Genomic DNA, 12831 nt, shown 5'->3' with positions numbered 1-12831 from the left:
GGGGCGTGATGTCTGAGTACAGACCGGGCAACAATGGATGGGAGAGTAAAATCGAATCCATTCACAAAGACATACGATTGATTTTAGAACACGTTGCTCGGCAAACATTTATTAATGAGCATCATAAAAATTCTATCGATGAGATCCGTAAAGAAGTTGATGCTTTGGAATTGCGAGTATCAGCACTTCAAAACAAATCAGCAAGTCTAGATGGTGGCCTTGGGGTTTTAAGAATTCTGCTTGGTCTTTGCGGGGGTTCTCTTCTAGCTGCATGCATCTGGGTTGGCTCATCAATAGTTCAGATCAATCAAACACAATCACTTATGAATGAAAAGGTCGCGAGACTTGAGGAAACTATTAAATGAAATTAATTGAAGATTGGAAACAGGCTTGGAAACTCAAGTCGGTACAAGTTGGCGCATTGAGCGCCATTTTTTATGCCTTGATTTTGTTCGCAGATCAATTTGTGCAGGTATGGCATATCATCCCTCAGGACCTGAAAAATCATATTCCAGAGCAATGGCAAGAATACGTCGGATGTTTTGTGGGGGTGGCAATGATATTGGCACGTTTGAAAAAGCAGCCTGAATTACATGAAGTAAATCAATTTGTCACAGTGACAGCAGGGCATTCGAATAAAGATCCGGGTGCAGTAAATAGTAAATTTAAAGAAGCCGAATTGGTCTCTCAATTTCGTAATGCGGTTGCTTACTATCTACGTGAAGCAGGCATTCAATATAAAACAGATGGTGTTGGCACACTTAACCAAGATTTAAATTCAGCCATTAAGCTGATTCAGGGCTCGTCTGTCGCAGTTGAATTCCACATGAATGCAGCCGTATCAAAGCAAGCAAACGGCATTGAAACGATTGCGCTACCTAAAGACAAGAAACTTGCACAGGATTTATCTAAAGCAGTTGCTGGCATATTTGGTAGTCGTCTACGTGGAGATAATGGTTGGATTGATCAAAGTCAGTCAGCACGAGGAAAACTAGGGTTTATCAGTAATGGTGGCTTAATCGTGGAGCTTGGTTTTATTTCTAGTGAAGTTGAATTAGCGCAATTTAATGCGAAGTACTGGACTGCTGCAAAAGCGGTGGCAAAAGTATTGATTGAATATGAAAAGCGTAATTAGGCTTTTAATGCTGTGCTTCCTGTTATCAGGATGCACAGAAATCCATTGAACATAACAGATTTTATTTTTTCTTCTTAGGACACTTCTTACCATTTCCTCCAGGCAAGCAATCACATGCTTGGCCATCGCCGTCGCGGTCTAAACTTTTCCAACCTGTTTGACCTGATTTCTTGCGTTGTTCGTACCAAGACTGAGCTTGCTTTTGATTGCTGAAGTCAGCACATTTTTTTGCATAAGCTTGGATGGAAGTGAACCCCAAAACTAAAATGAGTAAAAATTTCATAAATTATATTAAAGTCAGCTATTTAGAAGGAGTCTAACAATTTTGAGGAATTTGACTCAATATGATTAGCTTAAAGTCTTATACGTTATAAAAGGGTAAATATTTAGCACGATGCTTGCAAAGCATGCATATTTACTCAATAATAAAAATACCGCTAATTATTAGCGGTCAGCAGGCGAATACATTACAGTTGTTGTAGTGATAAAAAGCGAAGAGGATGGGGATTTTTCTATTGTAGTTACTGCATTTAAAGAATAGGTTCAATTATGTATCACTATGAAGAGTGTGGTTTGAGTAATGTTTGGCTACACGATGGTTATAAAATTGAAGAAGATGAGCTCTATGGTGAGTTGGTTTCTATTGCATCAGTTAACGAGCTTCATAAGACCATCGGTTTGTATTTGATCAATGAAAAACCTGAACTAAATGGTGAAGAAATTCGTTTTCTCAGAAAAGAACTCAATCTTTCTCAGAAAAATTTAGCAGGCTTGATTGGTGTTAATGAGTCAAGTGTGCGCAACTGGGAAACTGATCGTGGTGATATAGGGAAGCCTGCTGATCGATTTTTACGCGCACTCTATAAAGAGCATGCTCATGGCGGCGGCGAGTTGAAAGAAATGATAGAAAAGCTCAATGACCAAGAAAGAGTACATGCATCAAGCAGTATTAGTTTTTCATATAATCATAATAAATCTTGGAAACACAATGAGTCCGAGACAAGGTAATAACTAGCCACCTTAGGGTGGTTTTTATTGTTTGAAAAATTAAAGGAATACAGTTTGGTTGACAAATCCTAGTTTGAGTCCTAAAAGTGGGTTGACAAAATTTAGAATTAGTCCTAAATCAAACTTTTATTTCATAAAAACATGACAATGGAAATTTTATTAAAAATTGGTGGGGTATTAGCTGTTCTTGTTGTGCCAATCATATTAGCATTCTTGAATAATAAACTAGCTCATTTAAAACATAGCAAAGAAAGCAAGGCAGAAGCCTTAAAATTAGCACTTGAGTTTGAATCACAAGAAGTAGAAAAGAGATCAGCTTTGTATAAAGACAGATTAGCTAAATCTCTTTTTAATAATGATGCGCTAACCTATAGCGAAGCAAAGTTTTTCTCGCAATATGAAAATGCAGACTTATGGATAAGAGAGTATGTAAAGATTAGAGGAATGTTGACGCGTGAAAGGGATGATGCAGGGGACGTTACAGGATTTAAGCGTAAGTCACATTGGTACACAGCACTTTTTTTCTTTGTAGGATATTTTGCATCAGCATTTATTGGATTAATTCCTTTTGTAATTATGAATAAGTATATTGCATGGATAGTTAATTCATATGAAAAGGGTATGCCGTTGCTTATAGTTTTAATGATTGTGGTTCCAACTGTATTTTTGGTAATTGGTTACTACTGTTTAATGTATGTTGAAAGATATGCGAGTTGTGGTGTCTTCCTTAATGATTTTAAGAAAGATGCTTTTAAGATGCAGAGCACTGAAGAAAAAAATGACAGTGAAATAGATGCTACTGCATAAAAATAGAGTTAGATTTTCTAACAAAAATATATTCTTTAAATAGTTTTGTATAGGTGTAATTAATGTCAATTTTAAAAAATGCACTAGATTCAATTGCACTTGGAGTTGAAGACTACGAATTTGCGCAAACTGACGAGTGACGATTTGTTTCGTGTACAAGAAATATTTTTGCTGGAATTTTACTCCTCTTTAAACATCAGCTTAGTGAGTTGAGTCCATCAGATTCTGATGAGGTGCTTATTAAGCAAAAAATTATGCCGAGAATGGAAGATGGTGAATTAATTTGGATAGGTGAAGGTAAAAAAACAGTTGATGTGCAAGGTATAAAAGACCGCTTTCACAGTTTAAAAATTGAAACAGATTGGAAAAGACTGGATGAGATTAATAGATATAGAAATGATATAGAGCATTATCACTCTCCAGTTTCTGCTGGATCTGTACAAAAAATGGTTTCAAATTCCTTTTTGGTAATTGCAAATTTTATTAGAGACTATTTAGAGGAGGATCCACGAGAGCTTTTAGGTGAGGGCGTGTATGATGTAATGCAAAAAATAGAAGAAGTTTATAATAGAGATAAAGCATTTTGCATTGATAAACTAAAATCACTTACTTATTTCAATGAAACAATTTCTAATGCATTTTTAGATATTAAATGCTTGGAATGTGGATCTGAGCTAATTACTTCAACAGATCAAGATATAAGCGCTGATAGTACTTCTTATAGCTGTCGATCTTGCAATGATGAGTTTGTTTATGAAGAAGTTGTAACAGACTTATTTGAAAAAAAATATGCTTTAAGTCATCGGGATATTATGAGTGGCGAAGAAGATATTAGTTGCAGTTGTCCTGAATGTGGAGGTTTTTTTTTATACTATGAAGGGTTTTGTGTAGCATGCGGTGTCGAAAACAATTTAGTTTGCGATTTATGTAGTGAAAAAGCTCATCCATCGGAAGCTGAAGTATTTGAAGGGCGTTGTTCATATTGCAATTATAAATGGGAAAAGATGATGGCTGAATAGGTATAAAGAAAGCACCTTAAGGTGCTTTTTTTAAATTCTATCACTTTTATTTAAGTTACATGCTCGACATAATAGTTGAATATTATTTTCAGAATTCGAACCACCTTTTGAAAATGGGATAATATGATCAAATTCTAAATATGAGGTAGAGCTACATTCCACACATCTTCCATTGCAACGCTGCCAAACGGTATTACGAGTTTCTTGTGTTATATGTCTGGTGTTGTTTGTAGATTGACGTAAATCAATTTGTCGATGAAAACGCTTTACTGATTGCTCAATATGAGCTTCCACAAAATCAACATCTTTACCAATGTAAAATTCGCCTGAATTATTTGCCGTTTTTGATGTAATAAAGATCATATTTTTATTACTTTCATAAGAAATAATATTGGATATTAAGATGTTTTTGGGTTTATCGGATTTGTAAATAATCCTTTCACTTGTAACAAAAAGATCACCACGGTAGCGTTCGACATTATTAGCATTTTTACGCTGCACAGTTAATAATACATCTTTTTGGTGTAGATAGATTAATTCAGAATTCTTAACAACAATTTCATTGGTTTGAATTAGCTTTACATCGCCTTTTTTAATTTTTTCAATATTGTTAACTCTTTGAATGGTATTTTTTATTTCTGAAATAATACTTTGATCTGGTTGGAAATAGTCACATAAACAATTTATAAAGTCATGCTCATCTTTGCCAACGAATCGATCTGCAATGATATTAGCTAAAGTGAAATGTAAAAAGTTATTGATCAATAAGCTTGATTGTTTAAATAATTGCTGTTTATCCAATTTATGTTCGATGCAAAATTCATCCAACTGTTGCCTTTCTTGATTCGTTAATTTTCCATCTGATAAATATTGGCTTAATTTAGATTGAAATTCTTTCTGCTTTAATTGAAGTTCCTTCTGCTTTTTACGTTTTTCAATCAGTTTTAAAGGTGATAAAAAAATGTCTCTTAATGTATTACTAATATTTGGGGTTGTGTCACTGGTCGCTTGAGAGGGAATAGGGGGAGGTGATACTTCGGAGAGAGGTTGCTCATCTGCAATGTTAACCCCAAAATGCTCAGCTAGAGACTTTAAACCACCATTAAAGCCTTGAGATATAAATCTGAATTTCCAGCTTTGTTGATATCTATAGAACTCGCCAATAATTAAAGCAACTTCTGAGCGATGTTGTCCTGTAATTCTACTTGTCGCAATAACGTTTGAGTTTTTAATTTTAATATTAAGATAGTTTATAGAGGAAAAATTTTGTTGTTCATCTGCCAAGGTTGCACAAATAGAAATTTTATTAATTTGAGGGCTTAATTCTGGGAGATTAATTTGAAAATAAACACTTGAGGACGTTTGGATAAGTTTAATTGTTTGGGATTTATTATGTAATTGACCATAGAAAATCATATCATCATCACTACAAACCTTAGCATTTGTTGCTAGAGAATATGCACTAAAGTCCAGTTCAGAACTGTCTATACCAAAGATTTGAATTTCAATGCTTATTGGTGATGTTGGTATAATCGTATTCGCCCCAGCAACTAATTCCATTTTATTTTCCTTCTTGTTTTTTTAGCATAATTTCAATTAATTTTGTTAAATCATTAATTTTGTTATTTATTTCTGAATAATCTGTAGATTGGTTTTTAGAGCTAAAACTTTGCTCAAGACGGTAAACAGCTTCAGCCGTAATAGTGCGACCATTTTCAAATGCTGCTTTTTCTATATTTTCTTTCAACTCCATGGGTACACGGAGGTTCATTTGAGGATCATTGCGTGCCATGTGCGAAAGACTCTATTACTGATGTAAAGAATAATATTACATCACGGTGCTTTACAGCAATGAAGTGCTGTGCTTTAATGTGATCACCGTGCTTTATTTAGGAGATCAAAGTGGCGCGTCACGACACACAGGTAGCAGTACGTATTCCACCTGAGTTGCATAAGCAACTAAAAGAAAAAGCTGCGAATGAAGAGCGTTCAATGAATTATTTAATCAATAAGGCTGTTCAACTTTTATTAAACCAAGAGAATGCGAAAGCATGAATATCACAGACAACAAAAAAGCCCAGAACTTTGGACGGTCGGGCTTGATTGAAGTCATTACTAAGGAAGTAAAAACATGAGTAGTTTAGCATTAAGTTTCAATGAAGTAAATTTCATACCTGTTCAGCAGGACGGTCAAATTTGGCTAACAGCAACTGAGTTAGCTAAAGCGCTTGGTTATGCAAAATCGGATGCAGTAACTCAGGTGTATGATCGTAATCAGGATGAGTTCAACCCATCAATGACTAATACGATAACTGTCAAATCAAATGATTCTGTCGAGACCCTCAATTTGAGTGTCTCGAAGAAAAACAAAAATTTAACTAAAACGATCCGCATCTTTTCACTTCGTGGCTGTCATCTAATCGCAATGTTTTCCAAAACAGATATTGCTAAACAATTTCGTAAATGGGTACTCGACGTACTGGACAAAGAGACACTGCAACAGCAAATCGACACACGAGTAAAAATTAACTCAGAACAACAAGCTGAACTCAAAGAAATCGTCGACCGCCGTTGCGAGGGTAGTGTAAAGAAACGCACCGAACTTTGGAGCAGACACAACCAACACTTCCGCATTCCACGTTATAGCGAACTCTTGGCCATTCATTTCCAAGATGCTGTGAATTACCTAGAAACCATGCAGATCAAGGCAAAAGGAAGTATTCATATAGATGAAAACCAATCTATAGAAATGCTTTGTGTGTATTCAAAGTTCTTTCAGTCTTGGTGGGATACCCATAGTCCAACATTGGGGAAACTGAATCCATTACTGGTGTCTATGATGCACGACTGTATGTTTTCAATGACCTATGCCATTTCAGACGTATGTAAAAAACACAGCATAGTTTTACCCGAATACGACTATAAACATATGTTCGAACTGAAAACGCTACCTCACCAAAGATACAAACTACTTAAATAATAAAACTAACCACCTTAGGGTGGTTTTTTTATACTTCACATATGTAGATCTCAATGTGGCTCTGATCTGTTGGTAGAATTCATATCATGTCTAACTTGGCTAATACGATCATAAATCACTTTTCGCATGCGGTTCATTGCTCCAAGCGGTTTATGTTCACCTAGTGTATGCCATGGTGTAAAGGAGAGGTTTTCACAAAACTTATTTTGCTCAGGCGTATCAAAAACTTGCTGAGGAATACGGATAGTTGCTACCTTGTAAAAAGGGGCTTGGCTTTCTTTCCATTCCGTCATAGAGTCCTCGACCGACATAGTATTTGATGTTCGAGGTTGTATTAAAAACTCCATACATGCATCGCTATTTTGCAGACTAGTTCGTAGCGTATCTCTCAGAAAATCATGAGTCGGTTTTGCTGGCATAGGGTCTGTTACTGTTGAGCATGCTCTAGCAGAATATTTTACCGCTTTACGATCAGAACCTAGTCCTAACTGGTAGGGAACCATGGACCAATATCGGGTTTGCAGGGGATTTGAAATTTTATTTCTAGAATTTAAGGCAATCCAAGTTCCTTTAGCCCCTAATGCAAAAGGAATATGAAGTTTTTTAAGAAATCTATCACTATTTATATCCTGCATAAGCGACATATAGCGAGCTGGATCATTAGCAAAAAAGACAGGATGATTAATCATAATAAAATCTTGTGTGGATGCTGCATCATCTAAAAGCTTATTGCCTGGTACTGCCAAAAGTTTTATCGCCATGCCCCGAGCATCTTTTTTAATATCCGCCTGTTTTGCGTTACTGGATCCATTAGAAAAACGAATCCAGGCTTGGTATGTCTTGCCGGGAACAAAAATGCCTTGAGCCATGTTTTTGGGGAGCGTTTCATCTACCTTAAACTCTGCGCGTACACAGCCATGGGCTTTGGGGTGTGCATCACGTAGCGCCAATCCTGCGGAATACTCTTTCCGGATCGACATTTCAATTATGTCTGCGATTTTTTCAGCTGTTTTTGCTTCATTAGGATAAAAATTTTCACTTAAACCCCGATCAATATTAGGGTAAACAATGTTGTCTGGAGAATTAAGTGCTATAGCCGAAGTATCAGCATGTGTAGCAGCAGTACAAATACTAATTAACATCATGGGGTGGAAAAGTAGACCCAAATATATAGGCTTTATGAAGTTCGGCATTAAGTGTCTCCTTGCTATAAAGCTGCAAGCATTTTAATTTATAGCCTGATAGTTCTAAATTCTTTACGCTTAATTAACACACAAAATAATGATAATGTCTGTCGGATTTTTATTCTTTCCAGTTGCCAACCATACATATTTACCCAATCTTGCTCAGGATAGTTGATCTTATTTTTTGTACTAAAGTAAATACAGTTAGTAACTATAACTGCAACAGATGCAAAATTTCAAACCTGTAATATGAGAATATAATGCTCTTGCAGATTAACCGACTTAAGAGAGATTTTGAGTCGGTTTTGTCATTTTAAAATCTGTGGATAAGTCATTTGCGACACCATAAAAACTCCAATAATACTTAAGGCACTGATTAATATAGGGAGTATCTATACAATGATTTTAGTGACTGGTGGTTTAGGCTTTATAGGCTCACATGTCGTTTTAAGCTTGTTGGCCCATGGTCAAGAGGTTGTCATTGTGGATAATTTAGCAAATGCCAATCTACACACCTTAGAAAGACTTGAATATATTTCTGGCATGTACGTGCCTTTTGTGAAACTCGATGTCCGCAATACGCCTGCCTTAAACAAAGTATTTGAACAATATTCTATAGATGCTGTCATTCACACGGCAGGCTTTAAATCGATTGAAGAATCTCGGCTTAAACCGCTCGAATACTACAATGACAATGTTAGTTGTATTATGAGTTTAATGCGCGCTATGCAACGAACTGGCGTGCGCAACTTGATTCATCTGTCTAGTTTGGCTGTGTATGGGATATCAAGTTTGGAACTGCATGAAGACATTGCTTTTAATTTTGCCAATCCGAATCCCTATATAAAATCTCAGCAAATGATTGAAGAGATTATTCGGGATACTGTAAAGACCGATAGTGATTGGAATGTTGCCATTTTAAGAATAGGCAATGTAGTCGGTGCATTTGAACATGGTGTTCTAGGGGAGTTTATTCCGCCTTTACCGAAAAATATTGTTCCTCTTGCGCTACAAGTCGCAGCAATGCAACGTGATGTGATTGAACTTCAACATAGTGCAGATACCTCAGATCAAACCGTAGAGCGTAGTTTTGTGCATGTGCTGGATGTCTGTGAAGCTGTACACGCCAGTCTGTACTGGTTGCAGCAACATTTGCGTGGGTGTGAAAGTTTTGATATTGCGGGAGAGCACAGTTCAATCTTGGGTTTGATTGAGCAGGTTGAAAAAGTGACGCAGTCTAAAATCAATACGATCGACGCCGTTTATGCCTATGAAGAATTAGATCAACTTGGTTCGATCAGTCAAAAAGCCTTACAACATTTGAACTGGAAAGCCAAACGTAGCATTGAACAGATGATTCAGGATGAATGGCGCTTCTATCAAAACAGTTTAAGCAAAACGCCTTAAATAATCATATTCGTTATATTTGATCATTAAATACTGATTTAAAGAAAATATTGAAAATGAGAATTATTTACATTTTAAGCCGTATTGATTAGTATGAAATAAAGCATCAGATGCTTGCTTAAACATAAATGGAAGAATTGAGGTGAAGAATGCAAACACGTATTGAACATGACACGATGGGTGAGGTAGAAGTACCCAGTGAAGCAATGTGGGGCGCTCAAACACAGCGTAGTTTGCAAAACTTTAAAATTGGTGGTGAGCGCCTACCACGTGCGATGATTCGTGGGATGGGTCTTGTTAAAAAGGCAGCAGCCATCACCAATGCTGAATTGAATCAAATTCCACAAGAGTTGTCTCATTATATCGTAGGTGCCGCTGAAGAAGTCATTGCTGGGAAATGGGATGATCAGTTCCCTCTGGTGGTGTGGCAAACCGGTTCAGGTACGCAAAGCAATATGAACTGCAATGAAGTGATTGCCAACATTGCCAATCAAAAATTGGGAAATCCTTTAGGTGCGCAAAAGCCGGTACATCCGAATGATCATGTCAATCGTGCGCAATCCACCAATGACTCATTTCCGACTGCTATTCATGTGGCTGCGAGCTTACAGATCAATGAATTACTCATTCCAGCAGTCAGGGCCTTACGTGATACCTTAGCGGCTAAAGCTCAAGCATTTTCCAGTATTGTCAAAATCGGTCGTACCCATTTACAAGATGCAACGCCGTTAACCTTAGGGCAAGAGTTCAGTGGTTATGTATCACAGCTTGATCATGGTTTAAAGCGCTTACAGTATGCGCTTGAGGGGCTATATGAGCTACCACTAGGTGGCACAGCCGTGGGTACAGGATTAAATGCGCATCCTGACTATGCAGTCAAATCTGCACAGCAATTGGCAGACTTAACAGGACTGCCATTTGTCACAGCGCCAAATAAGTTTGAAGCTTTAGCGGGTCGTGATGCGGCTGTGTTTGCATCAGGGGCACTAAAAACCCTTGCTGCGAGTTTAAATAAGATTGCCAATGATATTCGCTGGTTGGCCAGTGGTCCACGCTGTGGTTTTGGTGAACTTCGTATTCCTGAAAATGAACCAGGTTCAAGTATTATGCCGGGTAAAGTCAATCCCACTCAAAGCGAAGCCATGACCATGGTGGTGGCGCAAGTCTTAGGGAATGACACCACCATTAATGTGGCGGGTGCCTCAGGGAACTTTGAGCTGAATGTATTTATGCCGGTCATTGCCTATAATTTATTGCAATCGATTCACCTCTTAGGTGACGCTTGCAATAGCTTTAATGAGCACTGTGCGATAGGTATCGAGCCAAATGTTGAAAAGATTGATTACTTCCTGCATAACTCTCTCATGTTAGTGACTGCACTCAATCCTGTGATTGGGTATGAAAATGCAGCCAAGGTGGCCAAGACTGCATATAAAGAAGGTAAAACACTGAAACAGGTTGCTGTTGAATTGAATCTGGTAACTGCTGAGCAGTTTGATGCAGTGGTGATTCCTGAAAATATGGTATCGGCGAATGCAAAGTAGTCATTAAATCGACATAAAAAAGCCCTCGATTCAGGGCTTTTTTATTAGGCAGATTGTGTGAGATTTTTATAGCAGTCATCATAAGAAATGGGTTGAGCATTCGTTGAAAGTTTATCAAGGATGTTGGTGAGAACTGGCTGAAATGGGCGAAAGTAATCGTATCGTTTATTGATTTAGCCAAGTCTTTTTATAATCAATTTAAGTAATAAATAAGCCCTTTAATTGAGGGCTTATGTTTATTTATTTTAAATTGGCTTGTTGATCTTGGCGGTTATTTCTGCAAGCTTGATGTGGAACTCCCTGTAATAATCTTCACTCGAGTCAATCAGCTTTCTAGCCCTACCAATCTTGTAATATTTTTCTAAATCTCCGACGTTTTGTAAAAGACTATCCGTTTCATTTTTTATTAGATTTTTTAAGTTGCTGTATAACTCATAGATACCACTAGAATCTTTTGTTGCCTTCTGCAGACGGATAACATCGTATTCAATTAGAAACAACTCAGAACGAATGGATATGCAAAGGCGATTGATTTCATTAATATTATTAAAAATTCGCTCTTTTTCATTTGGGCTTATGAGGGCAATTGGTCTGTTACCGCGGATTATTTCAGCATCAGTGATAATTAAACTTAGCTTTACAAAGGATTTATAATTTTCTTTAACTGCAAGATTAATTGATTCACATATGGACGACACATAATTGGTGTTATGCTGGTTACGCCAATCATTAAAAAGATGAGCAGCAATATAAACAGCCGTTAGTTGCAAAACCACCAAAAAAAGAACCTACTATGGTCCAACTGTCTTTTAGTGAATTACTAGACTTCTGAAAGTCAAAAATTATCCAAGTGAAAGCCAATAAAAATATTAAAGCCACAAATACAGTTGCAAGTAATTTTTTAATCCATTCTTGATCAATGTTGCTCTTCAATCTACACCCCAATAAAAATTATAACAGCGAATCTAAGTTTTAATCGTGAACTGTATGGCCTTTTTATTTAGTTTAACTTTTGCTTTTTTGTTTGTCTTATTTAAATACAACTGACCTTTTTAAAACGTGCTGAGTATGGATTAAAATGTCATAATTGCAAGAGTACTCAAATTTTTAAAATGCTGTTTTGCAATAGTTTTGCACTGGTTTTGCAAGGCAGATTTTTTATTATTGCAATTCAATCGCTTATGTGTGGAAATTTTCAATGTTCGATATTTATTTAACAGATGTTCAGAAAAACGTTCAATTTAAAGACTACCCAGGTGAACATCCAGTTAAATTCATTCTTAATTTCAAAAAGATTTTCCCTAGTGTGATGGAGCTTTTACTTCCTGTATTGCCTTCAGATGAGAATCTAGAAGAAATGACTTGGGAATCGACCAGCAGTGATTTTGAAAAGTTCAAATTGTTACTCAGTGGTTGGGGCGTGATTGAACTACGCTTAAATACCATTGCCAAGTTTAAGACGCGTAATTTTGCGGATCAGTTGGTGAAACAAGCGCAGCAGAAGCGCAAGAGCTTTGCCAAAGAGCAACCACGTTTAAGCAGTGTTGAACTCGATTATTTATTTAAGCATGAAGTTCATGCACTCATTGATGCTGAATTGGTGGAGTTGGGTGAGAAGTTCTATTTACCCACATTACGTGAGCTTTGGAAAGTTCAATTGAAAGCCAATGTATTAGAAGCAAAGTTTTAATTTCATTCTAAATTAGCCTTTTAAATCCTCCTACGTCGGAGGATTTTTTATATGATC

At 36.7% G+C, this 12831-nt stretch carries 15 protein-coding genes; 10 read left to right on the top strand and 5 right to left on the bottom strand.

Annotated elements, in window-relative coordinates; translation table 11 throughout:
- Positions 1-8: 8 nt before the first annotated feature.
- Positions 9-365, top strand: coding sequence for a hypothetical protein (locus AMD27_RS08250; protein WP_067658841.1), 357 nt, complete (start codon positions 9-11; stop codon positions 363-365).
- The gene (locus tag AMD27_RS08245; RefSeq protein ID WP_067658838.1) at positions 362-1135 is read left to right on the top strand and encodes an N-acetylmuramoyl-L-alanine amidase; all 774 of its coding nucleotides are present in this window, start codon (positions 362-364) and stop codon (positions 1133-1135) included. The genes AMD27_RS08250 and AMD27_RS08245 overlap by 4 nt, the downstream gene beginning before the upstream one ends.
- A 61-nt stretch (positions 1136-1196) precedes the next feature.
- Here the strand turns inward: AMD27_RS08245 and AMD27_RS08240 are convergent, their stop codons facing one another.
- Positions 1197-1418, bottom strand: a complete 222-nt coding sequence (locus AMD27_RS08240; RefSeq protein WP_067658835.1) for an excalibur calcium-binding domain-containing protein — start codon at positions 1416-1418, stop codon at positions 1197-1199.
- Positions 1419-1684: 266 nt separating this feature from the next.
- Here AMD27_RS08240 and AMD27_RS08235 point away from each other — a divergent pair, with 266 nt between their 5' ends.
- From AMD27_RS08235 to AMD27_RS08225, 3 genes are all read left to right on the top strand, one after another.
- The gene (locus AMD27_RS08235; protein ID WP_067658832.1) at positions 1685-2143 is read left to right on the top strand and encodes a helix-turn-helix domain-containing protein; all 459 of its coding nucleotides are present in this window, start codon (positions 1685-1687) and stop codon (positions 2141-2143) included.
- 147 nt (positions 2144-2290) lie between these two features.
- Positions 2291-2950 carry a hypothetical protein gene (locus tag AMD27_RS08230; RefSeq protein ID WP_067662900.1) on the top strand — a complete coding sequence of 220 codons (660 nt, stop codon included), beginning with the start codon at positions 2291-2293 and terminating at the stop codon, positions 2948-2950.
- A gap of 209 nt (positions 2951-3159) precedes the next feature.
- Positions 3160-3969, top strand: a complete 810-nt coding sequence (locus AMD27_RS08225) for a hypothetical protein (protein WP_228140647.1) — start codon at positions 3160-3162, stop codon at positions 3967-3969.
- Positions 3970-3999: 30 nt separating this feature from the next.
- Here AMD27_RS08225 and AMD27_RS08220 read toward each other — a convergent pair whose 3' ends face one another.
- Positions 4000-5529 (bottom strand): TerD family protein, encoded by a 1530-nt coding sequence (locus AMD27_RS08220; protein ID WP_067658830.1) that lies wholly within the window; start codon positions 5527-5529, stop codon positions 4000-4002.
- Position 5530: 1 nt separating this feature from the next.
- Complete coding sequence (locus AMD27_RS19140; protein WP_067658827.1) at positions 5531-5761, bottom strand: Arc family DNA-binding protein; 231 nt, start codon at positions 5759-5761, stop codon at positions 5531-5533.
- 110 nt (positions 5762-5871) lie between these two features.
- On the opposite strand from AMD27_RS19140, the gene AMD27_RS18125 reads away from it, so the two are divergent.
- Positions 5872-6024 carry a toxin-antitoxin system HicB family antitoxin gene (locus tag AMD27_RS18125; RefSeq protein WP_081405953.1) on the top strand — a complete coding sequence of 51 codons (153 nt, stop codon included), beginning with the start codon at positions 5872-5874 and terminating at the stop codon, positions 6022-6024.
- A 76-nt stretch (positions 6025-6100) separates the two neighbouring features.
- The gene (locus tag AMD27_RS08210) at positions 6101-6949 is read left to right on the top strand and encodes a Bro-N domain-containing protein (protein ID WP_067658825.1); all 849 of its coding nucleotides are present in this window, start codon (positions 6101-6103) and stop codon (positions 6947-6949) included.
- Positions 6950-6999: 50 nt separating this feature from the next.
- Here AMD27_RS08210 and AMD27_RS08205 read toward each other — a convergent pair whose 3' ends face one another.
- Positions 7000-8142 carry a catalase family protein gene (locus AMD27_RS08205; RefSeq protein ID WP_067658823.1) on the bottom strand — a complete coding sequence of 381 codons (1143 nt, stop codon included), beginning with the start codon at positions 8140-8142 and terminating at the stop codon, positions 7000-7002.
- A 390-nt stretch (positions 8143-8532) separates the two neighbouring features.
- On the opposite strand from AMD27_RS08205, the gene AMD27_RS08200 reads away from it, so the two are divergent.
- Positions 8533-9540 (top strand): SDR family NAD(P)-dependent oxidoreductase, encoded by a 1008-nt coding sequence (locus AMD27_RS08200; protein ID WP_067658820.1) that lies wholly within the window; start codon positions 8533-8535, stop codon positions 9538-9540.
- 149 nt (positions 9541-9689) lie between these two features.
- On the top strand, positions 9690-11084 hold the full coding sequence (fumC, locus tag AMD27_RS08195; RefSeq protein WP_067658817.1) for a class II fumarate hydratase: 1395 nt from the start codon (positions 9690-9692) through the stop codon (positions 11082-11084).
- 245 nt (positions 11085-11329) lie between these two features.
- On the opposite strand, the gene AMD27_RS08190 is transcribed toward fumC, so the two are convergent.
- Positions 11330-11863 (bottom strand): hypothetical protein, encoded by a 534-nt coding sequence (locus AMD27_RS08190; RefSeq protein ID WP_150115764.1) that lies wholly within the window; start codon positions 11861-11863, stop codon positions 11330-11332.
- A 419-nt stretch (positions 11864-12282) separates the two neighbouring features.
- Here AMD27_RS08190 and AMD27_RS08185 point away from each other — a divergent pair, with 419 nt between their 5' ends.
- On the top strand, positions 12283-12774 hold the full coding sequence (locus tag AMD27_RS08185) for a hypothetical protein (RefSeq protein ID WP_067658812.1): 492 nt from the start codon (positions 12283-12285) through the stop codon (positions 12772-12774).
- Positions 12775-12831: the final 57 nt, after the last annotated feature.

The sequence above is a fragment of the Acinetobacter sp. TGL-Y2 genome, assembly GCF_001612555.1.
In the GTDB taxonomy this organism is placed as follows: domain Bacteria; phylum Pseudomonadota; class Gammaproteobacteria; order Pseudomonadales; family Moraxellaceae; genus Acinetobacter.
Note: the sequence above shows the minus strand (reverse complement) of the source record. Positions and strands in the feature narration are given on the sequence as shown.